This window comes from Bacillus sp. GW823-FHT06A11, assembly GCF_058795355.1.
In genome coordinates, this window is sequence record NZ_JBXAHS010000003.1 from 924,740 (window position 1) to 949,403 (window position 24,664).

A 24,664-nucleotide genomic window follows, 5' to 3' on the forward strand; every position below is an offset into this window, starting at 1 on the left:
AAATAGTAATTACCTATATTAGACAATTCATCTCAAATGCTTGTTCCATCTTCATTTGCATACTTTTATGTAATTAACAAAAAAGCGTACAAAATTTTGTACGCTTTAAAACTTAATCTTCCATTCCATAATTCTCAAACTCTTCCTCATTCCCATAAAATACATTCAAATCAATATACTTTTCTTTTCTATTTTTCTATTACACTTAAAACCAAAATTATATTTTGTTAAATTATAACATTCGGACTATAATTTATTTATAGCCCATTAACGGAGGTGTTTGCAATGACTCTCTTCGCTTCACCAACATTATTTATAGTAGCAATCATTTCATTTGCACTAGCTTATTTCATCGGAGTAAAGCAGTACACTTGGCTCTTATCAGGATTCAACGAACGCCGCGTGCCTGATAAAGTGAAACTATCAAAAATAGTAGGTCTTTATAATTTAATTGCTGGTGTCATTGCGACAATCGGTAGTGTCTTCACTACGCCTAATGTCACAATCGTTATTCCTATCACTCTAATTGGACACTTTATTATCGCCGCTTATGTAAATACACGCATGGTGCAGTGAAAAAGATCACCCAAATGGATGATCTTTTTTATAATTTATCAACATATTGCTTCGCTTCTAGTAAGGAAAAACCAAAAGCTTCTCTTACTCTCTTAACTGCTGTAACTTTTTTTCCTTCTTCTACAAGCTGGCGTAGTTCTTTATTAATTTCAGGTTCTCTTTCTACAATTCCCATTTCTTTCGTAATTAATTGTAATCTATCTTCAATTCTCTTTAAACGCGCATCATTTTTCTTTTCAATTGTAGCTAATTTTTCAGCGATATAAATGAAACCAAAGGCTAATATTAGTATAACCATCCAGAATTCCATGAATGTTCCCCCTTACTAACTTTCGTTTGTTTTATTTCACTAACTTAGGTAAATTTTACCACATAAAGCATTTAATGTATAATACTACTATATCAAACTGTTAATAAAACCTATTATTTTAGGGGGACACTTTATGAAAAGATTTTTAAATACGTTACTTCAATTTGTAGTTCTTTCAATCGTGCTACATTTATTATTTGATATAGTTGGTTGGCTTGTTCTCAATGCAACAATTAAAAACAAACAAATCATCATTTCTTTAATAACAATCTCTTGGGTTATGTACATGTACCGAGACAAATTTTTTCAAAAGTTCACTTCAAACTAACTAAAAAAGAAAACACTTCATTGGTGAATTACGAAGTGTTTTCTTTTTTTTACTACTGTATAATAAAAATAATATTCTGTCTTTAAAGAAAGGAGTCACCATGAACTTAAAAATTAGCAATATATACGAGAAAATGAACCAATATTCCGTTGCAGGTTTAAGCCTCGCTGTTATATGTAATGGCAAACTAGATGAAGCGACTGCCTTTGGAACACTTGAAGCTGGAACAACTAGAGCTATTACTACAAATTCTCTCTTTAATTCTTGTTCTATCAGCAAATTCATCACTACAATGCTCGTACTAACATTATCAGAGCAAGGTATCGTATATTTAGATGAAAACGTAAATGATAAACTCACATCTTGGAACATTCCTACTAATCTATTTACTTCACAAAAAAGCATCACTTTGAGAAACTTATTAAGCCATCAATCTGGACTCATTGATCCACCTAATAGTTTTGAACATTATACACCTGCAAAAGGCTTACCTAATATGTCTGAGCTCCTTTCCGGTAAAACACTATATTGCCCCGTACCTATAGAGGTAACTTATAAACCAGAAAGTGAATTTCACTACTCAGACGCAAACTTTTGTATAATCGAACTACTACTAGAAGATATTACAGGAAGATTATTTAGTCAGTTATTAGAAGAACACATCTTCCAGCCATTACAAATGAAAAATAGTACACTTTTTTCTCCAAAAGACATAGATAAAACCGATGTTTTTGCTTGCGGACATAATAAAGATAGAACTGTAACAAATGAGAAGTATCCATTTTATCCATTCGCAGCTGCTTCAGGTATTTGGACAACACCAACTGACTTATCAGCTTTAGTTATTGAAATCATTCATTCCTTACAAGGAAAGGGCAAACTAAAACTTTCTCAAAAATTAGTAATAGACATGATTTCTCCTCAAGGTTGCTCAAAATGGACTGGATTAGGTGTTTTTCTAGATGATTCTAATGAAGAATTACAGATTTATTCACTCGGATGGGGCGTTGGATTTCAATGTATGATGGTTTGTTATCCATACTGCGGGAATGGTGCTGTTATTATGACTAATTCCGATTTAGGTGTTCATCAAATGGAAGGGATCATTGGTGAGGTTGTAAAAACGTTATCCTTATAATGAAAATAAAGAAGCTGTTCCTTCCAGCTTCTTTATCTATATAACATTTTTCGCAACAATTTTTATATGTTCTGGTGCGATAATCTCCGTTATACTTTCTTGGAAATCTTCCCGCAACATTTCTTCCAAATGTTCTAACTGCACTTCAACATGAGTGCATTCTAAATTATGTATATTTAACAGTGCATAATGATCTTTTTTCTTAATTACTAAATATTGATTTTCCTCTGTCACAAGTACAGAACCTAATCGGACTCCTAGTAAGCGTTGATCATCAAACTTCATAATTACTTCTCCTTCCCTCATATAAACAAAATTACAATGAAAATAATTACATTTATGGAAAAACACGCTTATTTAGACTATATCATAATTTACTAAAATAGAAATATCTTTTTCTGTTTTAATAAAAATCCCTATTTTTTCATATATTTCGATACAAAAAACTTTCTCAACATTAAATTTGAATTTTCAGTTTTTAATTCTATGAAAATCTATTATAATAAAGTTAATAAATGTTTGACCTCTCCTAATTCATGTACATATGGATGATCAGTAGTTATTGCTACTGATCTATTTTTTTGATTTCAGAAAGTACATACTCTGCATCCTTTCCTACACCACAAATAAGTGCGGAACCCCTTTGAGATTGCCATGGTAAACCGATATAATACAATCCTTTTACTGGACTGATTCCCTTTATATGATTAGGAAATCCTTTCTCATTCACTGCCTGTTCAATTTCAATCCAATTATAATTTTGAACAAAACCAGTTGACCATATAATGCTTTCTGCACTATAAGTATCACCATTCTGAAACATAATGTTATTTCCTGATGCACTTACTACTTTTTCTTGCAGTTTGATTGCTCCATTACGAATAAGTTTCTTACCTTCAAAACCGAAAATAGGGTCCTTTCTCTTCTGAAACCATCTTCCCCTCTTTGTATTTATTTCAGCGTACAATAAACCCACTTTTTCTAGCAGATTAAAAATACTTTTTCCAAAAAGTTGTAACGGTAAAAACGTTAAAGGATGACTAATAGACACCGTAACTTCATGAGTCTTTGCCAGTTCTACTGCAATTTGCATTCCTGAATTCCCACCACCTACTACTAGTACTTTTCCCTTAGGAATTTGTGATGGTGATTTATATTGTGATGAATGTATTTGAAAAATATGTGATGATAGATTTGCTGAAACTGAGGGAATAAACGGTTGCTGAAAACCACCTGATGCGATAATAACTTTTTTCGTTTGTAAAATTTCTGTAGGAGTGTGTAATTCAAATATTTCTTTTTCTTTCTTTATCTTTAAAACTTCCGTTTGTAATTGTACCGGTAATTGAAAATGTCTTGCATATTCTTCTAAATAAGTTGCAATTTCATCTTTATATGGAAATTCATTTTTTTCACCTATTAACGCCATACCCGGCAAGCTACTGTAAGACCTTGGGGTAAAAAGCTGCAAAGAATCATATCGATTTCTCCATGAATCACCAACTCGTTTTCCTGCCTCAAGTAATAAAAAATTATACCCTTCTTGCTTCAAGTAATATCCCATTGTTAATCCAGCTTGACCCGCCCCAATAATAATTAGATCTTTCATTCTAATCCCTCCTCTTCTTAAACATATGAATACTTGTTCATATATTCATACGTTTCCATAATCATAACATTTTCTTTTTATATGATTCAATATCTACTCAAAATAAAAAAGAGCAGTTCACTGCTCTATGAACTACTCTTCATTCCATTTCTACAATTTTTCCTCGTACAGTGTAATTCTATTTGAAAACGGATCAATTACAGTTAATTCAATTGTACCCCAAGGTGTTTTTTCTATATTCGGCTTCGAATAAGCATATTCTTTATTTAATAATACAGAATGATAATCCTTTACATCATCTATTTTGATCCGAATCGCACCACCTGGTGAGGCATCATCATGATGTTCTGATAAATGTATCACAGCATCCTGTAACGAAATTTGCAAATATAATGGCATATTTTCCTCATACCGATGTTCCCAATCCAGTTTAAATCCTAAAAAACCTAAGTAAAATAGTTTTGCTTTTTCAATATCAAAAATTCTAAATATAGGTGTTATCATTTATACTCTCCTCCTATTTATAAACATCTGCTGCCAATTCTCTCAAAACATCCACGTTTACTACTTCATAGCATCCATCGTTCTTCTTTATTATCTCTTTATCACAAAAAATATTTAATGTTCGCAACAAATGCCGATAGCTCGTTCCTAACAATTCCGCTATTTCCGTTAAATTCCCACTAAATACAATTCTATTTTCATGCTGAACTGCTCGTTCCCCTGCTGCTAACATGTAACTCGCAAGTCTATTTTCAAGCGGATACAATAAATTAATTGTACTATTTTTTGAAAGTCGATTTAACTTATGTGCTAACGATCCACAAATACATCTTAAAAATTTCGCATCATGAAATAGCTGATTTCTCACTTTTCCTAATGGTAAACCAACACAATATGAATCTGCCATCACTTGTACATTTGAAGTAATCCTTTGGGAATGAATTAACTCCACATCTCCAAGTAACTGCAAACTATCATAAAAACACAGTAATACGGATTTCCCGTTACTTAATGTGTTAAACGCTTTCGCTTTTCCTTCAACAAAGAAATATAAATAATCTATCTCTTCATTTTCTCTACAAATAAACTCATTCTTTTTAAAAAATATAAGTTCCATATATGGCTTCATATCATGACTAAAAAATGAATCAATATTATTTTTCTTCATATACTCTGCTAATTTAATAGAATTACATACTTTCTTCATAGTTCCCCACCTTTACAACTCATCCCCATTGTAATCAAAATTTTCTTCTTCCACTATGACATATGTCATAACAATACACAATTTCAGCATGATACAGTCATTACAAATATGAAATACAAAGGGGATATTACATTGTATAACTTTCTTTCTGTCTTTATTGGTGTGCTCATCGCCGTTATGCTTCCATTGAATGGGATTTTATCTGAGTTAATTGGCAAGTACACAGCAAGCGTGGTCATTCACCTTGTCGGTTTAATTGCAGTTATCTTCATTTTAATCATAAACAAAAATAAAATTCGTTTCGATAAAAGTATTCCACTTTTTTTATATAGCGCTGGAGCGATTGGAGTATTCACTGTTCTTTTTAACAATATAAGTTTCTCCGTACTTGGTGCTTCTATTACGATCGCATTAAGTTTACTCGGTCAATCTATTGCTTCCATCGTTATTGATCATTTCGGCTTATTAGGAATGAAAGTTGCAAAGTTTGAAAAGAAAAAACTAATTGGATTATGTTTCATCTCTTCTGGAATTATAATCATGACAATTTATTAATGGGGGCAAGAAAATGTTATATATTACGATCGCTATTTTAGCTGGTGTTTCTATCGTTGTTGCTAGAATTATTAACGCGAATTTAGCAAAGGAAATTGGAAACTGGGAAGGCACGTTTTTCAATTATATTACTGGATTATTTTTCTCTATGTTATTTTTAATTTTCAGTTCAGATTCATTGTATATCCCTATTCATAAGTTGCAATCTATTCCTATCGCCGTATACTTAGGCGGATTAGTAGGAGTTATCGTTATTTCATTATCCAACTATATTACTCCTAAAATATCAGCCTTCTATTTAACATTACTCATCTTTATCGGACAATTATTTGCGGGGACTATTATTGATTTCTTCCTGACAAATGAACTCTCAATTGGTAAAGTTATCGGTGGCATTTTCGTATTAATTGGGCTCACTTACAATTTACTCATAGATCGCCCGATAAAAACTGTGAAGCATAACCAAGTTCAACTATAATACTTTACGCTTACCTATCATATATTAATAGAAAAGCTCTTCACACGAAGTAATAGAGAGGAGAAAATCCTATTAAAAAAATTATTTTATTGCTAGGTAGCGTATTAATTATTTCTGGAATTGCATGGTTTATAAACTCAGGAAAATCTATTCAAGATCTCTATACTGCAAATAAACCGAAAAAGAAAGCTACTATTATTTCAAGCTCGCGAGATCCAAATGAGCCCCCTGTTTTTTTGGGAAAACAGGAAATAAAAGATATACATGTAGAATCAATTAAAACAAAACAGGATATCTTTCTCACAAAAACAGATGAATTAAAAACGTTTATTAACAGTATGAATACCGCAAAAAAAGGTAAATTAACATTAGATGAAGAAGGATCAGACTTAATAGATTGTGATATGTGGATTACTTTCGAGGATGGAACTTATAAAAAATATTTCATATGGGTAGTTGATCATCACAGCAGCGAAGTGATGATTGCTCAGCAAGATACTCCTGATGATGTAAACCTTACGTACTATCAGTTAAACGAAGATAGTTCAAAAAAAGTTTATAATTTATTTAAAAAAATTATTTAAACGAAAAAGTCATGAGCACGCGAACTCATGACTTTTTGCACTATATATACTCAGGGAACACTCTACAACCCTTTTCCTGCTCTATATCATGACCAAAGAAAACAATCGGTTTCTCTTTTATCACAACTTCTTTTAAGCGTTTGATTGAAGATAAAGCTAATTCTGGATCAAATCCTGCGAACGGCACTTCATCTTCAAAATTCTCTTTGGTGTACGATGCATCAATTGTTAATAAAACTGAACCGGATTGCTCCGTCTCAATGAATAACGACTGATGGCCTGGAGAATGACCTGGCGTATACAATAATTGAACACCTGGTACCACTTCATAATCCCCTTCAATAATTTTGTAGTTCAAATGCGGTAATATACATTCTTTCATATATTCTTCTCTATGAAGTGCTGCCTCATATTCCGTTCGCTGCACAATAATCGGTGTATTTGTAAAAGCACCGTTTCCTCCTGCATGATCAAAATGTAAGTGAGAACTAATAATATATAGAAGGTCTTCTGGATCATACCCTACACGCTTTAAAATATTGACAATTCTATCTTCTTCAGTCATTTTCGGTAAAATCTGTCCCTCAACAAATGTATCGTTAAAAAGCCCTTCATTATTAACTGCACTTTCTGGCATACCAGTGTCTACTAAAATAGGACCTTCTTCCGTCTCCAAAAGATAACACCAAACCGGCAAGTTTAATAGTTTCCCCGGTGTTAACGTACTGTTAACAGACGCATGGTCCAACATGCAACGACCTGCTGGGATGAAATAAAGTTTCTTTACTGTCATTATGTATCCACCTTTACATTTAGTTTTGGATAAAGTAATACATTAAAAAATTCTTCTTTTTAGAAATAAACTCCTTCTAGACTATCAGTACAGCTTGCATAAAAAAGAGGGTATTTTTTTACATAGCAGTATTCCACCAACTATAATATAGAAATAAAGGATTCTTACTTTAATGGAGGGATTACAAATGAAAGCAATTGGTTTACATGAATACTTACCTATTGAAGAAGAAAACAGTTTAATTGATCTGGAAATTGAAAAACCTGTTGCCACAGGAAGAGATATACTCGTAAAAATTAACGCTATTTCCGTTAATCCAGTTGATACAAAAGTTCGATCTCCAAAAGAGAAAAAAGAAGATGTAGCGAAAATGCTTGGCTGGGATGCTAGTGGTGTTGTTGTACAAACCGGCGAAGGTTGTACATTATTTAAAGAAGGCGACGAAGTATTTTACGCTGGAAGCATTACGAGACAAGGTACATATAGTGAATATCATTTAGTTGATGAAAGAATTGTCGGTAAGAAACCAAAAACGTTAAATGATGCTGAATCTGCCGCAATTCCTTTAACAGCGATTACAGCATGGGAAGGTTTATTTGAGCGTTTAGGCATTGATCATACTAAAAAAGATACGAATTCATTTAAAAACATTTTAATTATCGGCGGAGCTGGTGGTGTCGGTTCAATCGCAATTCAACTTGCAAAATGGGCTGGACTAAATGTAATCGCAACTGCTTCCCGCGGCGAAACGATAGACTGGGTTAAAAAGCTTGGAGCTGACCATACAATTGACCATCATACCCCTTTAAAAGAGCAATTACAAAGCCTTGGATTCAGCGATGTAGATTATATTTTCTGCTTAAACAATACAGATCAACATTGGCAAGCAATATGTGACCTCATTAAACCACAAGGCAAAATTTGCTCTATCGTAGAAAATGAACACCCTCTTGAAATGAGTATTTTAAAAAGTAAAAGTGCTACACTCGTTTGGGAGTTTATGTTTACAAAAGCGATGTATGAAACTGGCGATATGATTACGCAGCACGAACTATTAAATAAAGTAAGCGAACTACTAGATGAAGGCATTTTAAAGACTACCTTAAATGAAACATTAACACCGATTAACGCTGAAAACTTAAAGAAAGCACATGCACTACTTGAAAGCGGGCACACCATTGGGAAAATCGTATTAGAGAAATTTTAATCATGATAGTGACAGATAGTATGTGAAATTATATTAACGATTTTTCGAATATATCTATCATAACGTACAATATATCAACGATTTTTCAAATATATCTATCACAAATCAAATTATATCGATTTATCGACAAATAGCAACAATATGAAAAGGCTGTTCCAGATGAACAGCCTTTTCTTTATTTACTTGAAATCTCTTTATTATTTTGAACGTCTAACGGAGCTCGCTTTCCTATTCCAAAAGCATAGAAACTAATTGTAACGATAGCTAAGAAAATAATACCTACAACTAATGAAATGCGCGTATCATCGTTAAACCACATTCCGATTAATACCATAATTAAAAAGGCAATTGTTAAATAGTTTGTAACAGGAGCAAACGGCATTTTGAACGGATGATCTTTCATCTCTGCTCCCTTTTCTTTTCTAAAATTAATTTGACTAATTAAAATAACAAACCATGGTACCATACCAGGAAGTACACTCGCACTATATACATATACGAATAAGTTTTTCGGTGCGATGTAACTTAAAACAACACCAACCGCTAAACCGATAATTACGCCAACTGTTCCGAATAAAGGTACACCATTTCCAGAAAGTTTCGTGAAATATTTCGGCGCTTGTCCATTTACACCTAACGTATACAGCATACGACCAGCACTATAAATACCACTATTACAACCAGACATTGCTGCTGTGATAACAACAAAGTTAATTAATCCCGCAGCAGCCGTAATACCAACCTTCGCAAAAGTTGCTACGAACGGGCTACCAATTGTACTTAATTGATCCCACGGATACACAGTTACAATAACGAAAATAGCACCGATGTAGAAAATTAAAATACGCCAAATTGTACTTTGAATCGCTCTTGTAAGTGTCTTCTTCGGATCCTTCGCTTCACCAGCAGTAATACCGATTAATTCCACACCTTGATACGCTCCAACTACAAGTGATAATGCAAAGAAGAATCCTGAAAAACCACCTGTAAAGAAACCGCCATTTGACCAAAGATTAGATATGCCAATCGCTTCTCCGCCGTTACCAATTCCGAAGAAAATAAGGCCAAATCCTGCAATAATCATTAATAGAATCGTAACGATTTTAATCATCGCAAACCAAAATTCAAATTCACCAAATGACTTAACAGAAATTAAGTTAGCTGCACCAAGAATAACCATTGCAATTATACCTGGTATCCAAGCTGGTAAATCCGGGAACCAATATTGCATATACGCTCCAACCGCGATAATTTCTGACATCCCAACGATAACCCACTGGAACCAGTTACTCCACGCTGTCATATAACCAGCTAGTGGATGAATATACTTATGACCGAATGTCGCAAATGAGCCTGTACTTGGCTCCATATACAACATTTCTCCCATGGCACGCATGATGAAGAAGATGAAAATACCTGCAATTGCATAAGCAAGCATTACTGACGGACCTGTCCATTTAATTGTGCTGGCTGACCCCATAAACAAACCAACACCAATCGTTCCGCCTAAAGCAATCATTTGAATATGACGTGCTTCTAAACCTCTTTTCAATTCTTTGTTTGCCACTTCACTTCCCCCTCTTAGATGATTCATAACCGCATTTTAACACAAGATGCTTTCCCCTAATTCCTTTCGGCCCTGAAAATGATGAAGCAAACGTCATTTTACACTAGCTTTAAAGCTATCCTAAAATCGTTTTGTGCTCCTAATAAAATTCTCAAAACCTTTCATCTTCCAATATTCTATAAATCTTAAAATTACTTACCTTATATTAATTCATTAATCTGAAAAATTCAATTATTTTTTCAATAAATTATTATACATAAGTCTGGTTAATTTTTAACTAAATTAACAATAAAATACATCTATTCAATATGATTCCGACATGTATATTATTACAATATAAATAACAGAGGAGAGCATTTCTTCCTCGGTTTCATATGTCAAATACTTCAACCTTTATAGTTGATAACGTAATTTCCCACACATTCGATTTATATACCAATAAGAAATTTAATATATTAATAAACTACTAACTTCTTTACCCCAGCCAAAATATAAAAGAGCCTCATTTAAAAATGAGACTCTTTTACGATTTCATATTTAAACCGATTTCAAAGTTTGCTTACCAAAGATAAACACCCTAGTAAACACTGCCATTATAACTACAATAACTAGAAAATAAAGTGGCATCACTAGTAACGAGCCCGTATGCAGTTGACTCATTCCCCAAATTGTTATCGTTACAATTACATAGTACCCTAAGCTAAACAATGCACCTGCTGTACCAATAACATCTTGAAAATCTACTAATGCTAAACTTAAACAGTTAGGCAACGCTACTCCAATTCCTAATAGCAATATAAACATCGCTACTAAAAATCCAATCATATATATTATGTTTGGATTTGATCCAACAAACGTAATAACAGATAAAAGGATAGCTCCTCCTGTCATTACGAGACAACCGATATATATAATTTTCTCTGGTTTATAAGTAGCAAGTAAACGTTTCGAAACTTTCGCTCCAACAATAGAAGCAGACGCTACAACAATTCCTAGAAATCCATACATACTAGGCGATAATTGAAAGTATTCAATAAAGATAAACGGCGCTTCTGCATAATAGCTAAATAAAACACCATTTGCTCCTCCAATTAATAGCCCATATGTTACTACTTTCGGATTTGTAATTAGCCTCTTCAAGACTGAAAACACATTTATTTTATTCGTTACTGAGCCCGTTTTTGTTTCAGGAAGAGAAACAAACGTATACAGAAAAATACCGATACTCATAACTACTAAACTTAAAAATACTATTTTAAATCCAAACATTTGATCAAGAAAGCCACCAATTAACGGTCCTATCGCTGGTGTAAAAGCAATGACTGCCGAGATTTGAGCAAACATAACATGCCTCTTATGCCCTTCTACACTTTCACGAAGAATCGTTTGCGTCACAACTGATCCTGCACTTGCTCCAAACGCTTGAATAAAACGACTTACCAATAAAAATTCAATGGAATTTGCAATATAGCATAAGAAACTCCCAGCGCCATATATTACAATTCCAAATAACATTGCTGGGCGACGGCCAATTATATCTGATAGCCATCCAATAAAAAATACACCTAAAGCAAATCCAGCAAAATACACACTAAGCGTTAACTGCACCTCATTATTACTTACATGTAACGCCTTTGAAATATCAGGTAAAGACGGTGTGTAAATCGTTTCACTAATTTGCGGAAATGCGACAAGAACAATCATTAACAAAAGTGATGGTACTGAGACTTTTTTCATTTTTCATACCCTCCTATAACTTTGAAAATCCCAGAAATAAAAAGACTTTCCTTAGCTACGGAACAGGAGGGGCCATTATAGAAATCCGGTCATAAAACAACAAAGAAAACACCTCAATTACGTATGTTAATACTTATAGGAGGGTAATATTAACATCGATTTTTAAATATACTTTTTCAATTATATTACATATTACTTTTATTTTTCTAGTATTAACGTTCAAATGTTCTTTTTATATTAGTGAACAACTAATACACGCCATAGAAGATAACTACTTGATATAACCACCTTATTATGGAATAATTAGAAATAGTTTGAATCTATAAACCTAATTATAAAATGATATACTCATATATTACTAATGTCATAAAGCTGAACAAGTAGGAGGACTTTCGTAATGATTGAAATTTTAAGGACAGTAGTAAACTTTCTAATTTCTCTATTCTCAGGAGAATTACCATTTGTATATTATGTATGGATTATTACCCTATTCCTAATTCAAATAACCCAATCTACTCTAAACTATAAACTCTTTAACAAGAAAGACAATTTCAGCACTTATATATTGGAAGGATTACTTTCTTTTATTATTTTATTGTTTGGAGGAATATTAGTATCTAAGTTACTTGCTTACATAATAGACGATCCTACTATTAATATGACGAATTTAACACATTATTTTGTTTCTCTTATCATATTAACTATATTTGTCGTAATAACCTGTGTTAAAGACTTTATAGAGACATCTATAAAGAATAAAAATATATCTCTTTTGAGCTTTTTAGTAATTTCCTTCATAACAAGTATACTTTCATTCAAGTTTTTATCACCTTTAATTCAAGGTTCTTTTTCTCTTTCTAAATCTTTTATCACCACTTTAATCATTCTTGTAACTATATCAATCCCTCTATTAATTTCCTTAGAGGATAAGTATGCAGACGAAAAGGAAACGGAAAATTTATAGTTTCTCATTTACATAAAAGAAAGAGGGAGCTCCCCTCTTTCTTTTAAATCATCCCTTTTAATATCAATCCTAAAACTGACATTATTATCGCGCTAATAATAATTCGCAAAATCCAAGTAGTGTTTGTACTTATTTTTTCTAATTGCTTATTGATTGTTGCTATGTCTTTCTCATTAATAGTAGTACGCGTTTCTAAATTTCGAATGTCTCTCATCATTTCTTTTTGCTCCGCCTTGAGACTGTCAATTTTAGCGTAAACATCTTCCATATATTCACACCCTCTGTTCATCTTAATAGAAAAATCTATATATATTATGAGACAACCCTCTTACCTGTGAATACATTGCGTATATCCGCGTACCAAATTATTTGTACAATCTAATTGAATTACTCACATGTTTCCATTCTTCTATTTATAAATTAGCGTTAAGATAGATTAAAATTTAAAAAGGAATCCCTTGTTTATTTAACAACAAACAAGGTGCAATCCACCATTCGGGAGCACCTACGATAATTTCTATTGTTTTCATATTTACAACTCAATATAATCAGTATGATTTTCTGAAGAATCCACTTTTTGAACTGCTTAAAGTATACTAATATGAATACGAAATAGCTGTATTGATAAACTCTCTAGAACAATAAATATACTGGCTGAAACGGATCTATATCCAATATTTTTTCCAGTAACATGAATGGTTATTTCTGATAAATGCGTTTGTATATCATTGTTTTCAAAAATTTCATCCTCAACCTTTACAATATCTGCTTCACAATCTACTTCTTTAAAAGTTTTCAATAATTTTGTTTCCAATATACTACAATCAAAATTCTCATCTTTTATTACGGCAAATTTAACTTTCATATCGATTTCCCCATTTTTAACAAACTAAAATCACTAAATCAATATAAATATATATTATTCTATTAAATAATTCAAAATATATGTTTCTTATAAATCACTACTAAATATCAATTCTAAGGATTTAGATAAAAAAGAAAACAAATAAAGTGAAATTCTAATCAGTAGGTGGTTTGTCCATTCCCCGCTGATTATTTAGTTAAACCAATCGGACATTTAAGAGATTAAAAAATTACTCTTTCAATCACCAAGCTAATTAATAGATAATCCCCCTGTGCTCAGTGATTCAAAAAAAATTTTATTTTTAATTCATAGCTTCTGAGAACTTTTTGCTTTAATATTGATAAGTCGCTTCTTACATTCTGTAAAATTGGAAATAACTATATAGTAAAACAAATTAACTATTAGGAGTGCTATTTATGTTTGATATACTTCGTCTCTTAATTATATTTCTCATTGCTATCTTTTTATTTTTCTCCATACTAATGGAGTTTAAAAAACCTCAAAAAAGTGTATTTTGGTTTTCAATTGAAGTCTTATCTCTTCTAGGGATTATAATGCTTTTTAAAGATTTTTTATCAAAAATATAACTTATTCCACGAATAATGACGTGTTTCAATACAATATCTTTATCTTTTGAACGATCTTATTTCTTAACACGGACTCTACCTCAAGTTGTCTTTTCTTTATAAAAAAATAGCCTGCCTATTTCCGTAGGCAGACTATATCTTTATTCCTCAATACAAAAGTATACTTTCTTTTTCACTCAAACTTTATGTAATGATACAGATTCCAAATAAATTATTGTCTTTTCTGTATTTTTATCATTGATTTTTTGTTCATAAATTCGTAACACATATAGATGAGTTATCATGCTAAAATTAGCTTATTCAAAAGAAGTTATTCTTAATGAATCGATAATTTTTAATACCCTGTTTAAAGCCTCGCCCCCCTGCGAGGCTTTTTCCTATTTAACTAGAGTAATGGTTATCAACTGTTACTATGCTGCTACGGATCCTACTTTTAGCTATTCAGTATCAGCACACGTAAAATTCTTTCCTCCATCATTTGATTTACAAACTGTATTTATCGATTTTTCGGTTATTTTTTCACTTTCATTAGAAACTTGATCTAAATTCATTCGATATAATTGTTCCGGATTTTCTTTTGAATTTCCTTCAATATGAATTGTATGATTGAACATCTCAGCCGTGAAGCTGCTAGATGTATTTATCATTTTTACTCCATTATTTTCACCTACATAGCGTTCAACTACTCTTTCGGCTTCTTTAAGTTGTTGAGATGTAGGATACGGTATAGATTCCGCTAAAATAACTACACCTACTAAATATGTAATATACAAACCACCCGCAATCAAGATAACTTTCTTTACTGTTTTATTAATCATGCTCTAACTCCCTTTTCTTATTTATCTATTAATATATATAATTTATCTAATTTACATCAATTTCTTTTTAATACATAACATTCGTTTTACATTTTATAAAAAGCACCTCTCTTACTAATTTTCAATTTGATAATATCATTTTATTTATTGTTTTTCAATAAATAATTATTATTAAGCGTTTTATTTTTACTGTTTTTTATTTTTGATTCAATTTAAAAACAAGTGACTTATTTAAGTCCACTACATCATCAGCAAGTTTGAAAATTTGTTAATTAATAAAATAAAAAGAGCAACTATATGTAGTCTCTCTCGTTCTATCTATGTAGATTAGTAGTTTAACTTCAGCACTCACTCTATTCAAGAATACTTTACTGAATATTCAATCTGATGATAAAATTGACCTAATTAATATTTTCTTCCATCACTGTATAAAAAATTACAATAAAAAAATAGCACTCTCACAATTAAGTAAACGCAAACTGTTTCTTCTATCTACTTACTATTTAAGGTTAATAATGATATAACCTGATTTAAAAATTCGACTTAAATTCATTGATGAATGGAGAGGTTTATATGAAATTAAAAGACAAAGTAGCAATCATAACTGGTGGTGCAAGTGGAATTGGCGAATCTACTGTTCGTCTTTTTATCAAAGAAGGTGCAAAAGTAGTTATTGCTGATTTTTCTGAACGTGGAAAAGAACTATCAGATGAATTGAATGCACATGGATACAATACGTTATTTATTAAAACCGATGTAACAAATGAGGCAGATATTAAACAGCTAATTCATGAGACAGTAAGTACATACGGTAAATTAGATATTATGTATGCAAATGCCGGCGTTGCTGATGATGCACCGGCAAACGAATTATCCTATGAAAAGTGGAAAAGAACTATTGATATTAATTTGTCTGGGGTATTCCTTTCTGATAAATATTCAATTGAACAATTTCTTAAACAAGGTACAGGTGGTGTCATCGTTAACGCTGGTTCGATTCATAGTTTTGTTTCATTACCTACCCCAACAGCATACTCCTCTGCAAAAGGTGGTGTGAAACTATTAACTCAAAATTTATGTACTGCCTACGCTAAATATGGAATACGTATTAATGCGGTGTGCCCTGGTTATATTGACACCCCTTTACTAGGTAGTGTTAATCCTCAACAAAAAGAATATTTAGCTTCACTTCATCCACAAGGCAGACTTGGAACACCAGAAGAAGTCGCTAAAGCTGTCTTGTTTTTAGCAAGTGATGATGCTAGTTTTGTTAACGGTACAACACTTCTTGTTGATGGAGGCTATACTGCACGTTAATTTAAAATTTTTGAAGCACCCTAAGAAATATATAGTCTTCAACAAGAAAAAGCACCATCACAAGTGACGGCGCTTTTTCTATGTAAGAGCAACTAGAAGGTATCCTTCTAGCCTACTCCCATTTATAAGTCCAAAACTGTTCAAGTTGCAGCCATTTTAATGTTGCTGCATCTTTGTTTTTTATTTTTGCATGCGTGTCTTCCAGCATTGCTTCTGTTTGTGAACGGTGCGCACCTAATGCAGTTAATTTATGATCAAATACTTCACTAATGTTATTTACAACATCCGGTTCTCCTAATACTGCTTCACGATTTTTCGTAATCGCAACAGCATGGATAACTGGGCGCTCTTCTTTTGGCATACGTGATACAGCGCGAACGACAGCGCGGCCAAATGCATTATGATCTGGATGTACACCGTGCTCTGGATAAAATGTAATAATTCGAGATGGATTTACTTCTTGAATGATTGCTTCAATTTTGTCAGCAACGAAATCAACATCTTCAAATTCTAACGTTTTATCATGGAAGCCAAGCATTCTTAAATCTTTAATACCCATCGCTTCACAAGCATCTTTCAATTCTTTCTTACGGATATTTGGAATCGTTTCACGGTTAGCGAATACGTTCTTACCCATGTTACGTCCCATTTGTCCTAGAGTACCACATGCATATGTTACAGGTACTCCTTGATCTGTTAATAAGCGAATTGTTCCTCCCGCAGCATATGCTTCATCATCTGGATGCGGAAATACAACAAGTACATGTCTCTCCATAAGTTTCCCTCCTTCTTATTTAAATGGTGTTAAGCTCAACTCAAGTGCAACTGCTAAGCGACCTAAATTATCATGTCCAGCCAGTAATAAACGCTCTTGATCGTCTACTTCCCAGTGCGTAATACCTTCAGCATATACCCAACCGTGATCCATTTTCAGACCAACTCGGTATGGATTTGTTCCAGTTATCTTCCCGCGTTCAAAACGGATAATTGCATTTCGAATGAAAGCACCAACTGTCATCATCTTTTCATTTATGTGTGATGCATACGCTCCGTTTGTCGTTTCTAAATGAATATATACATCTTTATTTACAAAACGTTCAATTTCATTTTGAATAAGAGAACTATCTTTTACTATTTCCATCGGAATTCACCTCTTTAAACCATTTTACGCAAAAATAATGTAAATTGCTATCTCTATATTAGAGGACAACGCTCACTTTTCCTAATAATTTGCACTGTGTTTTTTATATTTTTTATATGATATGTAAAAAATACATTTTTTCCTTCACTTTGTTAAATAGTTTTCTTTCTTTTTTGAATTTGCTACAATATATTTTATCCCGTATTATTGCAGCGAGATACATTTCGACAATTGAATACATAATTTAAAGAAGGTGACATGATTGGAACAGTCAGCACATGAAGTAGCAAATTGGCAATATTATTTTGCAATTGCCGTATTTTTAATCACGTACGGATTTATTATTTCTGAGAAATTGAATCGTGCTGTAATCGCACTATTCGGTGCTGCTATTATGATTATTTTTGGAGTTGTAGATTTACATACTGCTTTCACATCACATATTCAATGGGAAACGATTACCCTTTTAATTGGGATGATGATTCTCGTACATATTACGAGTCAATCAGGCGTCTTTGAATTTGTGGCCATTAAAGCGGCAAAAGCAGCTGGCGGAAAACCGATTCGCATTTTATTATTACTATCCCTATTAACTGCTGTCGGATCAGCATTTTTGGACAATGTAACGACTGTTTTATTAATCGTTCCTGTTACATTATCCATTACACGTATTTTAAAAGTAAATCCTGTGCCTTATTTGATTTCAGAAGTGCTGTTTTCAAATATAGGCGGAACAGCAACATTAATCGGTGATCCACCTAATATTATGATTGGATCAGCAAACAAGCATTTAGACTTTAACGCCTTTTTACTTAACTTAGCTCCAATCGTAATTATTATTTCTATCGTGACACTTGGCATTATTTACTTCATGTATCGTAACAAACTAAAAACAACACCTGAACAAATCGAAAAACTAATGGCATTAAACGAAAAAGATTACATTAAAGATCAAAGCCTCCTTTTAAAATCTATTTCGATTTTAGGACTAACTATTTTAGGCTTCGTACTTCATTCGATTATTCATGTAGACGCTGCTGTTATCGCGATGACAGGCGCTACACTTCTTATGTTAATCGGCGTGAAAGAACATGATATTGAAGATGTATTTGCCCACGTTGAATGGGTAACCATTTTCTTCTTCGCCGGATTATTTGTTCTCGTTGGCGGGTTAATTGATATCGGACTTATCTCTTCACTTGCAAAAGAAGTAATCGACGTAACAAACGGTGACATCGGATTTGCATCTATACTTATTTTATGGGTATCTGGCATCGCATCTGCGACAATCGACAACATCCCATTTGTTGCAACGATGATTCCTCTTATTCAAGACTTAGCTACAGGACTCGGACTATCTGTCGATTCTCCGCAAATCGAAGTACTATGGTGGGCGTTATCTCTTGGAGCTTGCTTAGGAGGAAATGGAACGCTAATCGGAGCATCTGCAAACGTAGTCGTTGCTGGTATTGCAAAACGTGAAGGACATGCTTTCTCTTATATGGACTTCTTAAAAATTGGTTTACCATTAACTATTGTTGCACTCTTGTTATCACATGCTTATATATATTTACGTTATTTAATGTAAAAGTTGTATTGCATGAAATTATATCGTCAAATACAAAAGGTTTGCAGCATCGTGCTGCAAACCTTTTTTTATCACCAAAATATACCGATAATTGCTAATCCACCCAATATCATACCACCAATTTGTCCAACGATTGCTGGTGATAATTGAACACCTTTTCTTACTTCAACAACCGGTCTTTCATGCCTTAATTGCTGCACTTCACTTTGAAGTTGATGTACACTTCCGTGTAATTCTTTAATTAATTCCTTTAATTCAGCGACCTCTTCATTTACTGGTTTACTTTTTTCTAAATTCATTTTTCATGACTCCTTATAAGTTCAATCAGTACATTGTAAAAATTCGCCAATTATCATTATATCTCCTGCATACTACATATATAATTTTGAATGTACTTTCTAACCTTGCAGCTCTATCCATTCATCCCGCAATATCCCCATAATGATACGATCAAAATACTTCCCATCTCTTTGAACCGCTTCTCTCATACAGCCTTCCATCCGAAAACCCATCTTTTTATACAACTCAATAGCAGCTTTATTATAAGAAATAACATCAAGACCGACGCGTTGTAAATTCAATTCATAAAAAGCATATTTTAAGATAAGATAGATCGCTTCTCTTCCATATCCCTTCCCCCTATCATTCGCATCTCCTATACCAATAGCTAATAAACCCGTTCTGTTATTCCACTCTATGCCATGAATTGCAACAAAACCAATTAAGCGATCATCTTGAACTGTCCTTAACATGAAAGAAACACTATTCGATCTCCGTCCCTTTAATAGCCCATCACTTGCTATTTCTTGTATCGATTGCGGGAATGCTACATCTGTATCTACATTCCTTAAATACTCACTATCTTCTTGCCACATAGCCATTACTTCAGCATCTGCTTCTCTAATAGCTGATAATTTAATCGTTTTATTTTGAAAAAGATTCATTGTCATTTCAAACTCCCCCTTTTTTAATAACAGGGATAATTATTAGCCTATTTATTCCCTTATTCTATAAACTGCTTTATACACGGGATACTTACAATAAGCGCTGACATTGGCACATCTCCTCTACACGAAATTAACTTCATTGTATAATTTTTCGTTTATTCTAACAATAATAAAAAGCCCTCCAAATTTAGAGGGCCTTTCCTAATAGCGAAACTATATTATTTCGTAAACATTTTCTCCGCTTCATCCATTGCCATTTTGTTACCTAAAGCAGAATAGTCAAGCCATGGTTGGTCATTAATAATGTATACGTGCTTACCTTTAACAGCTTTTAAGTCTTTCCAAATTGGTGTTTCTTGAAGTTGTTTAAATGCAGCTTTCGCTTTATCATCTCTGTTAACGACAACGAAAATAGCATCTGCATCAAAGTCAGGTAATACTTCTTGTGAAATGACTTCGAAAGGACGGTTTCCATCAATTTTCTCTACACCATTTGCAGGTTGTAATCCTAAGTCTTGGAATAAAATTGGTCCCATCGGTCTTTTTGTACTAAATACACGTAATTCTTTTGCAGTAACGCGAATTGCCATTACTTTTTCGTTATTACCTAGCTCTTTATCTATTAAACTTTTTACTCGTTTTGATTGCTCTTCGTAATCTTGAATATATTTATCTGCTTCTTTCTCACGGTTTACAAGTTTACCAACTTGTTTTAAATGATCTCTCCACGTACCTTCATCTAAATTGAAAGCATGTGTTTTTGCAATTTTTTCGTATTTCGCTAAATCTTTGCCCGCGTATTTTTCATCCACATAAATGTCAGTTGGCTTCAATTGAAGTAACGCTTCCATATTCGGATCTGTTACAACACCAAGTTTCTTCGTATCTTTCAACTGCTCTTTTGCGTGCGGTAAGAAATCTTTTAAATCTCCGCCAATAACAGAACCTACTGGTGTAATTCCTAATGCAAGTAAATTATTTGTTAAATGAATGGACATAGAGGCGATTTTTGGATCATTACTTTTTTCCGTTTTTTTCGTTGCCTCTTCATTAGCTTTCGTTTGACCACATGCTGCTAATACTAAAATACACATCATGCTAAATAAAATAGTAAGTTTCTTTTTCATATGTTCTCCTCTTTGAAGTATTTATTTTGTTTTTGTAAGTAAATAAAGAAAATACGGTGCTCCTAATGCCGCCACTACTACACCAGCTGGAATAGAGTTTGGCTCAAATATAGAACGACCTATCGCATCTGCTAGCACTAAAATAATCATTCCGATAATGCCAGCTAAAGGAAGAAAGTGTTGATATGTAGTACCTACTAACTTCCTTGCGATATGCGGAGCAACTAAACCGATAAAACCAATCCCTCCTGCCATCGATACACTTGCGCAAGATAATCCAACCGCTGTAGCTAAAAGTAATAACCGTTCTTTTTGAACAGAAACACCAAGTCCTGCCGCTACACTATCACCTAGTGACAATGCATTTAACGTTTTAGATTTTAGCCACGCATAAGGGGTTAGTATGAAAATCCAAGGTAATAATGCAAGGACATGAATCCAATCCCTTCCCCACACGTTACCAACTAGCCATCTAGAAGCGAATGTATACGTCTCATCATTTAACTTGAGAGAGAAAAATAACGAAATTGCACTAAAACCAGCTGAAACTGCAATACCAACGAGAATAAGTCTAATGGGAAGTAAACCATTTGACCGATCAATCGCAAGTAAAATAATAAGAAATGCAGCTAATACTCCTCCGCCAAATGTAAATAACGGTATTAAAATAGATGCACTTTCATTAATAGAATGAAAGAATGTAACGAATATAATTAGCCCGAAAGATGCACCTGAATGCAGTCCAAGAATACCAGGGTCTGCAAGTGCATTACGGGATAATCCTTGCAAAATCGCACCGGAAATCCCAAGGCCAATACCAGCTAACATGGTGATTATAATTCTTGGCATACGATAATCATATAGCACGGTTGCGCTCTCAAAATCACCATAACCAAAAAGTGTTTGAATTACTTTAAGTGGCTCTATACTCAGTGTCCCTGTATTTAGACTGATTAAAATTACAGCGATACTTACACATCCGAATATTGTAGTTATAGTAATAGCTCTCTTTTTATCCGTGTTAAAAAGATCTTTCACTTATAACGCCCTCCCAACTTTACGTGCTATATAGAGGAAGAATGGAACTCCAACAAGAGCTACCATAATCCCTATCGCAAGTTCCTTAGGAGGATTTACTGTTCTAGCTCCTAGGTCAGCTACAACTAATAACATAGCTCCTAATAATGCTGACATAGGAATAATGAGTCTATAATTCACACCAACTAATTTTCTAGCAATGTGCGGGATAACTAGTCCTACAAATCCAATAGAACCAACAGCTGAAACAGAAACACCTGCTAGAATAACTACTATAATCATCCCTAGTATTCTCGTTCGGTTCGTTTTCACTCCTAAATTTGTAGCAACATCATCCCCCATTGATATGAGTGAAATAGATCTCCCTAACACTATTGCAAAAATAATCGTTATAAGAATAATAGGGACTAAAAATTTCAAGTGTTCCCACTTAACCCCTGCAACACCACCAGCATACCAAAACGCTAAATCTTGGCTTAAATCATAATAAATCGCAACACCTGAACTTAATGAATGTAAAAGCGCTGCCATTACAGCTCCAGCAATCGTTAACCTCATTGGTGTTAACCCACCTGATGTTGCTGATCCAATAACAAAAATAAGTACTGTACTTAAGACTGCTCCAATAAAGGAAACAATCATTAAATAGGAATACGGCATATGCGGAAAAAAAGCAAAACTAAGTGCTACTACAAACATCGCTCCTGCATTTATGCCAAGTACACCTGCATCAGCTAAAGGATTTCGTGTTACTCCTTGCATAACCGCTCCAGCGACCGCAAAAGCTGCCCCTACAACTGCTGCTCCAATTACTCTCGGGAGCCTTAATTCATAAATAATTTGGTGCTGCGTTAATTTCGGATTGTAATCCAAAACCGCAGTCCACACCGTTTGTAAATGAATATCCTTTGCACCAAATGAAATGGCTAAAAATATAGATCCAATTAAACATAAAATTGTTAAGCTCATGAAACATATGAACTTAATATGTATCCAGCGGTTATTACCAGCATGTACAGTAGACTTATGTAACATGTTTCATTTCATCCTTTATATTCAGTTGTTTTTTGTAATTATTTTTTATTTATAATTATTATTGATAATAATTATCATTTTCATTTAGATATTATATCCCCACTTTTTTTAAATAGCAAACTATTTTTTCACTTTTCTACAATATTAAAATACTCATTACAATTCCCTTCTAAAACTTACAAATACATGCAAAATAGACTACTGGATTATTTTTTAAATTGTAGTATACTTATTGATTATTTTGATTTTCCCAATAAAAACATCGAAGGTGACACAATGTTCTATATAAAACAACTACTACATTTCACTTACGAACAAGCATTATCTTGCTTATTCCCAGTCATTATTTTCTTAACACTAGCCCTTTCAAAAATTGTTTCAATCCCAGGGTTATACCGCTATGATTTCATACTCATCGTATGCCTTCTTATGCAGTGGATTATGTACAAGACGGGTCTTGAAACAAAAGACGAACTAAAAGTAATTACCATCTTCCACCTCATCGGCCTTTTACTAGAAATATATAAAGTACATTTCGGTTCATGGAGTTATCCCGAAGAGGCATATTCGAAGGTTTTTGGAGTTCCACTTTACAGCGGTTTTATGTATGCGAGTGTCGCGAGTTACATATGTCAAGCGTGGAGAAGGTTGCATTTAAAAATGCATCATTGGCCGAAAGCTATTTTTGCCGTGCCGTTAGGAGCTATGATTTACTTCAATTTTTTCACACACCACTTTACATACGATTTTAGATGGATATTAACTTTACTACTATTCATTGTTTTCTCTCGCACATTTGTACAATTTTCATTACAAGGCGTTACATATAAAATGCCACTCGTTCTCTCCTTTTTCCTTATCGGATTTTTCATTTGGATTGCAGAGAACATCGCAACATTTTTCGGAGCATGGCAATATCCAAATCAACGGGAAGCATGGAGTCTCGTTCACTTAAGCAAAATTAGTTCATGGTTTTTACTCGTTGTTATTAGCATTATGATTGTCACGCAGCTCAAACATTTGAAGGAATCAAAAAGATAATGCTGATTATGTAAAAACAGTTAGCCCATCACTCATTAGAGAGTGATGAGCTAACTGTTTTTAGTAATATTTTTTAAACCGTCCTTATCAAGGGAGTTATAATT

The 24,664-nt window shown here is 33.2% G+C and carries 29 protein-coding genes and 1 pseudogene; 11 read left to right on the top strand and 19 right to left on the bottom strand.

Annotation, left to right across the window (positions count from 1 at the left end):
- Positions 1-112 precede the first annotated feature (112 nt).
- Positions 113-193: pseudogene (locus AC1Q8L_RS18895) on the bottom strand (GH25 family lysozyme); the annotation flags it as partial.
- Between the two features lie 92 nt (positions 194-285).
- Here AC1Q8L_RS18895 and AC1Q8L_RS18900 point away from each other — a divergent pair.
- On the top strand, positions 286-576 hold the full coding sequence (locus AC1Q8L_RS18900) for a DUF3784 domain-containing protein (RefSeq protein WP_000171773.1): 291 nt from the start codon (positions 286-288) through the stop codon (positions 574-576).
- 28 nt (positions 577-604) lie between these two features.
- Here the strand turns inward: AC1Q8L_RS18900 and AC1Q8L_RS18905 are convergent, their stop codons facing one another.
- A complete protein-coding gene (locus AC1Q8L_RS18905; protein WP_006929472.1) occupies positions 605-886 on the bottom strand; it encodes a hypothetical protein in 282 nt (93 codons plus the stop codon).
- 133 nt (positions 887-1,019) lie between these two features.
- On the opposite strand from AC1Q8L_RS18905, the gene AC1Q8L_RS18910 reads away from it, so the two are divergent.
- Both AC1Q8L_RS18910 and AC1Q8L_RS18915 read left to right on the top strand, forming a co-directional pair.
- A complete protein-coding gene (locus AC1Q8L_RS18910) occupies positions 1,020-1,214 on the top strand; it encodes a hypothetical protein (protein ID WP_025117965.1) in 195 nt (64 codons plus the stop codon).
- Positions 1,215-1,314: 100 nt separating this feature from the next.
- The gene (locus tag AC1Q8L_RS18915; RefSeq protein ID WP_071714613.1) at positions 1,315-2,352 is read left to right on the top strand and encodes a serine hydrolase domain-containing protein; all 1,038 of its coding nucleotides are present in this window, start codon (positions 1,315-1,317) and stop codon (positions 2,350-2,352) included.
- 36 nt (positions 2,353-2,388) lie between these two features.
- Here AC1Q8L_RS18915 and AC1Q8L_RS18920 read toward each other — a convergent pair whose 3' ends face one another.
- From AC1Q8L_RS18920 to yeiL, 4 genes are all read right to left on the bottom strand, one after another.
- The gene (locus tag AC1Q8L_RS18920; protein ID WP_000666948.1) at positions 2,389-2,637 is read right to left on the bottom strand and encodes a hypothetical protein; all 249 of its coding nucleotides are present in this window, start codon (positions 2,635-2,637) and stop codon (positions 2,389-2,391) included.
- Positions 2,638-2,917: 280 nt separating this feature from the next.
- Positions 2,918-3,961 carry a flavin-containing monooxygenase gene (locus AC1Q8L_RS18925; RefSeq protein WP_025117963.1) on the bottom strand — a complete coding sequence of 348 codons (1,044 nt, stop codon included), beginning with the start codon at positions 3,959-3,961 and terminating at the stop codon, positions 2,918-2,920.
- A 150-nt stretch (positions 3,962-4,111) separates the two neighbouring features.
- Entirely contained in the window at positions 4,112-4,465 is a 354-nt protein-coding gene (locus tag AC1Q8L_RS18930; RefSeq protein ID WP_025117962.1) for a glyoxalase superfamily protein, read from the bottom strand.
- A gap of 13 nt (positions 4,466-4,478) precedes the next feature.
- Positions 4,479-5,171, bottom strand: coding sequence for a transcriptional regulator YeiL (yeiL, locus tag AC1Q8L_RS18935; RefSeq protein ID WP_000754830.1), 693 nt, complete (start codon positions 5,169-5,171; stop codon positions 4,479-4,481).
- Between the two features lie 108 nt (positions 5,172-5,279).
- Between yeiL and AC1Q8L_RS18940 the strand changes: the two genes are divergently transcribed.
- The 3 genes from AC1Q8L_RS18940 to AC1Q8L_RS18950 all read left to right on the top strand — a co-directional run bounded on the left by AC1Q8L_RS18940 (position 5,280) and on the right by AC1Q8L_RS18950 (position 6,788).
- Positions 5,280-5,726 (top strand): DMT family transporter, encoded by a 447-nt coding sequence (locus AC1Q8L_RS18940; RefSeq protein ID WP_002039063.1) that lies wholly within the window; start codon positions 5,280-5,282, stop codon positions 5,724-5,726.
- 13 nt (positions 5,727-5,739) lie between these two features.
- Positions 5,740-6,204, top strand: coding sequence for a DMT family transporter (locus AC1Q8L_RS18945; protein ID WP_000965811.1), 465 nt, complete (start codon positions 5,740-5,742; stop codon positions 6,202-6,204).
- A gap of 89 nt (positions 6,205-6,293) precedes the next feature.
- Positions 6,294-6,788: a hypothetical protein gene (locus tag AC1Q8L_RS18950; protein ID WP_000901701.1), complete on the top strand. Its 495-nt coding sequence runs from the start codon at positions 6,294-6,296 to the stop codon at positions 6,786-6,788.
- 40 nt (positions 6,789-6,828) lie between these two features.
- Here AC1Q8L_RS18950 and aiiA read toward each other — a convergent pair whose 3' ends face one another.
- The gene (gene aiiA, locus AC1Q8L_RS18955; protein WP_098312083.1) at positions 6,829-7,581 is read right to left on the bottom strand and encodes a quorum-quenching N-acyl homoserine lactonase AiiA; all 753 of its coding nucleotides are present in this window, start codon (positions 7,579-7,581) and stop codon (positions 6,829-6,831) included.
- A 187-nt stretch (positions 7,582-7,768) separates the two neighbouring features.
- On the opposite strand from aiiA, the gene AC1Q8L_RS18960 reads away from it, so the two are divergent.
- Positions 7,769-8,788 (top strand): zinc-binding alcohol dehydrogenase family protein, encoded by a 1,020-nt coding sequence (locus tag AC1Q8L_RS18960; protein WP_025117960.1) that lies wholly within the window; start codon positions 7,769-7,771, stop codon positions 8,786-8,788.
- A 175-nt stretch (positions 8,789-8,963) separates the two neighbouring features.
- Here AC1Q8L_RS18960 and AC1Q8L_RS18965 read toward each other — a convergent pair whose 3' ends face one another.
- The gene (locus AC1Q8L_RS18965; RefSeq protein WP_001284404.1) at positions 8,964-10,355 is read right to left on the bottom strand and encodes an amino acid permease; all 1,392 of its coding nucleotides are present in this window, start codon (positions 10,353-10,355) and stop codon (positions 8,964-8,966) included.
- A 537-nt stretch (positions 10,356-10,892) separates the two neighbouring features.
- Positions 10,893-12,092: a multidrug effflux MFS transporter gene (locus AC1Q8L_RS18970; RefSeq protein WP_492339477.1), complete on the bottom strand. Its 1,200-nt coding sequence runs from the start codon at positions 12,090-12,092 to the stop codon at positions 10,893-10,895.
- Positions 12,093-12,489: 397 nt separating this feature from the next.
- Here AC1Q8L_RS18970 and AC1Q8L_RS18975 point away from each other — a divergent pair, with 397 nt between their 5' ends.
- Entirely contained in the window at positions 12,490-13,056 is a 567-nt protein-coding gene (locus AC1Q8L_RS18975) for a DUF5823 family protein (RefSeq protein WP_000570042.1), read from the top strand.
- 43 nt (positions 13,057-13,099) lie between these two features.
- Here AC1Q8L_RS18975 and AC1Q8L_RS18980 read toward each other — a convergent pair whose 3' ends face one another.
- The 3 genes from AC1Q8L_RS18980 to AC1Q8L_RS18990 form a co-directional block, all read right to left on the bottom strand.
- Positions 13,100-13,324 (bottom strand): hemolysin XhlA family protein, encoded by a 225-nt coding sequence (locus AC1Q8L_RS18980; protein ID WP_000390469.1) that lies wholly within the window; start codon positions 13,322-13,324, stop codon positions 13,100-13,102.
- 318 nt (positions 13,325-13,642) lie between these two features.
- Positions 13,643-13,921: a hypothetical protein gene (locus tag AC1Q8L_RS18985; RefSeq protein WP_000865000.1), complete on the bottom strand. Its 279-nt coding sequence runs from the start codon at positions 13,919-13,921 to the stop codon at positions 13,643-13,645.
- A 1,024-nt stretch (positions 13,922-14,945) separates the two neighbouring features.
- Entirely contained in the window at positions 14,946-15,326 is a 381-nt protein-coding gene (locus AC1Q8L_RS18990) for a hypothetical protein (RefSeq protein WP_000608950.1), read from the bottom strand.
- Positions 15,327-15,899: 573 nt separating this feature from the next.
- On the opposite strand from AC1Q8L_RS18990, the gene AC1Q8L_RS18995 reads away from it, so the two are divergent.
- A complete protein-coding gene (locus tag AC1Q8L_RS18995) occupies positions 15,900-16,643 on the top strand; it encodes an SDR family NAD(P)-dependent oxidoreductase (protein ID WP_000768026.1) in 744 nt (247 codons plus the stop codon).
- Positions 16,644-16,755: 112 nt separating this feature from the next.
- On the opposite strand, the gene bshB2 is transcribed toward AC1Q8L_RS18995, so the two are convergent.
- Both bshB2 and AC1Q8L_RS19005 read right to left on the bottom strand, forming a co-directional pair.
- A complete protein-coding gene (gene bshB2, locus AC1Q8L_RS19000; RefSeq protein WP_000439489.1) occupies positions 16,756-17,418 on the bottom strand; it encodes a bacillithiol biosynthesis deacetylase BshB2 in 663 nt (220 codons plus the stop codon).
- A 15-nt stretch (positions 17,419-17,433) separates the two neighbouring features.
- Positions 17,434-17,784: a YojF family protein gene (locus AC1Q8L_RS19005; RefSeq protein ID WP_000407045.1), complete on the bottom strand. Its 351-nt coding sequence runs from the start codon at positions 17,782-17,784 to the stop codon at positions 17,434-17,436.
- 262 nt (positions 17,785-18,046) lie between these two features.
- On the opposite strand from AC1Q8L_RS19005, the gene AC1Q8L_RS19010 reads away from it, so the two are divergent.
- On the top strand, positions 18,047-19,372 hold the full coding sequence (locus AC1Q8L_RS19010) for an ArsB/NhaD family transporter (RefSeq protein WP_000437985.1): 1,326 nt from the start codon (positions 18,047-18,049) through the stop codon (positions 19,370-19,372).
- 71 nt (positions 19,373-19,443) lie between these two features.
- Here the strand turns inward: AC1Q8L_RS19010 and AC1Q8L_RS19015 are convergent, their stop codons facing one another.
- The 5 genes from AC1Q8L_RS19015 to AC1Q8L_RS19035 form a co-directional block, all read right to left on the bottom strand.
- Entirely contained in the window at positions 19,444-19,671 is a 228-nt protein-coding gene (locus AC1Q8L_RS19015) for a coiled-coil domain-containing protein (RefSeq protein WP_001047523.1), read from the bottom strand.
- Positions 19,672-19,770: 99 nt separating this feature from the next.
- A complete protein-coding gene (locus AC1Q8L_RS19020; RefSeq protein WP_025117958.1) occupies positions 19,771-20,322 on the bottom strand; it encodes a GNAT family N-acetyltransferase in 552 nt (183 codons plus the stop codon).
- A gap of 215 nt (positions 20,323-20,537) precedes the next feature.
- A complete protein-coding gene (locus tag AC1Q8L_RS19025; RefSeq protein WP_098312081.1) occupies positions 20,538-21,446 on the bottom strand; it encodes an iron-hydroxamate ABC transporter substrate-binding protein in 909 nt (302 codons plus the stop codon).
- Positions 21,447-21,467: 21 nt separating this feature from the next.
- A complete protein-coding gene (locus AC1Q8L_RS19030; protein WP_000653811.1) occupies positions 21,468-22,484 on the bottom strand; it encodes a FecCD family ABC transporter permease in 1,017 nt (338 codons plus the stop codon).
- Positions 22,485-23,519 (bottom strand): FecCD family ABC transporter permease, encoded by a 1,035-nt coding sequence (locus AC1Q8L_RS19035; RefSeq protein ID WP_000902726.1) that lies wholly within the window; start codon positions 23,517-23,519, stop codon positions 22,485-22,487.
- A 276-nt stretch (positions 23,520-23,795) separates the two neighbouring features.
- On the opposite strand from AC1Q8L_RS19035, the gene AC1Q8L_RS19040 reads away from it, so the two are divergent.
- Complete coding sequence (locus AC1Q8L_RS19040; RefSeq protein ID WP_000499377.1) at positions 23,796-24,560, top strand: DUF817 domain-containing protein; 765 nt, start codon at positions 23,796-23,798, stop codon at positions 24,558-24,560.
- Positions 24,561-24,664 lie beyond the last annotated feature (104 nt).

Bases quoted from the DNA above. Each gene is read 5' to 3' on its own strand.
- AC1Q8L_RS18900 (WP_000171773.1), top strand. From the start codon at position 286: ATGACTCTCTTCGCTTCACCAACATTATTTATAGTAGCAATCATTTCA.
- AC1Q8L_RS18905 (WP_006929472.1), bottom strand. From the start codon at position 886: ATGGAATTCTGGATGGTTATACTAATATTAGCCTTTGGTTTCATTTAT.
- AC1Q8L_RS18910 (WP_025117965.1), top strand. From the start codon at position 1,020: ATGAAAAGATTTTTAAATACGTTACTTCAATTTGTAGTTCTTTCAATC.
- AC1Q8L_RS18915 (WP_071714613.1), top strand. From the start codon at position 1,315: ATGAACTTAAAAATTAGCAATATATACGAGAAAATGAACCAATATTCC.
- AC1Q8L_RS18920 (WP_000666948.1), bottom strand. From the start codon at position 2,637: ATGAAGTTTGATGATCAACGCTTACTAGGAGTCCGATTAGGTTCTGTA.
- AC1Q8L_RS18925 (WP_025117963.1), bottom strand. From the start codon at position 3,961: ATGAAAGATCTAATTATTATTGGGGCGGGTCAAGCTGGATTAACAATG.
- AC1Q8L_RS18930 (WP_025117962.1), bottom strand. From the start codon at position 4,465: ATGATAACACCTATATTTAGAATTTTTGATATTGAAAAAGCAAAACTA.
- yeiL (WP_000754830.1), bottom strand. From the start codon at position 5,171: ATGAAGAAAGTATGTAATTCTATTAAATTAGCAGAGTATATGAAGAAA.
- AC1Q8L_RS18940 (WP_002039063.1), top strand. From the start codon at position 5,280: ATGAAATACAAAGGGGATATTACATTGTATAACTTTCTTTCTGTCTTT.
- AC1Q8L_RS18945 (WP_000965811.1), top strand. From the start codon at position 5,740: ATGTTATATATTACGATCGCTATTTTAGCTGGTGTTTCTATCGTTGTT.
- aiiA (WP_098312083.1), bottom strand. From the start codon at position 7,581: ATGACAGTAAAGAAACTTTATTTCATCCCAGCAGGTCGTTGCATGTTG.
- AC1Q8L_RS18960 (WP_025117960.1), top strand. From the start codon at position 7,769: ATGAAAGCAATTGGTTTACATGAATACTTACCTATTGAAGAAGAAAAC.
- AC1Q8L_RS18970 (WP_492339477.1), bottom strand. From the start codon at position 12,092: ATGAAAAAAGTCTCAGTACCATCACTTTTGTTAATGATTGTTCTTGTC.
- AC1Q8L_RS18975 (WP_000570042.1), top strand. From the start codon at position 12,490: ATGATTGAAATTTTAAGGACAGTAGTAAACTTTCTAATTTCTCTATTC.
- AC1Q8L_RS18980 (WP_000390469.1), bottom strand. From the start codon at position 13,324: ATGGAAGATGTTTACGCTAAAATTGACAGTCTCAAGGCGGAGCAAAAA.
- AC1Q8L_RS18985 (WP_000865000.1), bottom strand. From the start codon at position 13,921: ATGAAAGTTAAATTTGCCGTAATAAAAGATGAGAATTTTGATTGTAGT.
- AC1Q8L_RS18990 (WP_000608950.1), bottom strand. From the start codon at position 15,326: ATGATTAATAAAACAGTAAAGAAAGTTATCTTGATTGCGGGTGGTTTG.
- AC1Q8L_RS18995 (WP_000768026.1), top strand. From the start codon at position 15,900: ATGAAATTAAAAGACAAAGTAGCAATCATAACTGGTGGTGCAAGTGGA.
- bshB2 (WP_000439489.1), bottom strand. From the start codon at position 17,418: ATGGAGAGACATGTACTTGTTGTATTTCCGCATCCAGATGATGAAGCA.
- AC1Q8L_RS19005 (WP_000407045.1), bottom strand. From the start codon at position 17,784: ATGGAAATAGTAAAAGATAGTTCTCTTATTCAAAATGAAATTGAACGT.
- AC1Q8L_RS19015 (WP_001047523.1), bottom strand. From the start codon at position 19,671: ATGAATTTAGAAAAAAGTAAACCAGTAAATGAAGAGGTCGCTGAATTA.
- AC1Q8L_RS19020 (WP_025117958.1), bottom strand. From the start codon at position 20,322: ATGACAATGAATCTTTTTCAAAATAAAACGATTAAATTATCAGCTATT.
- AC1Q8L_RS19025 (WP_098312081.1), bottom strand. From the start codon at position 21,446: ATGAAAAAGAAACTTACTATTTTATTTAGCATGATGTGTATTTTAGTA.
- AC1Q8L_RS19035 (WP_000902726.1), bottom strand. From the start codon at position 23,519: ATGTTACATAAGTCTACTGTACATGCTGGTAATAACCGCTGGATACAT.
- AC1Q8L_RS19040 (WP_000499377.1), top strand. From the start codon at position 23,796: ATGTTCTATATAAAACAACTACTACATTTCACTTACGAACAAGCATTA.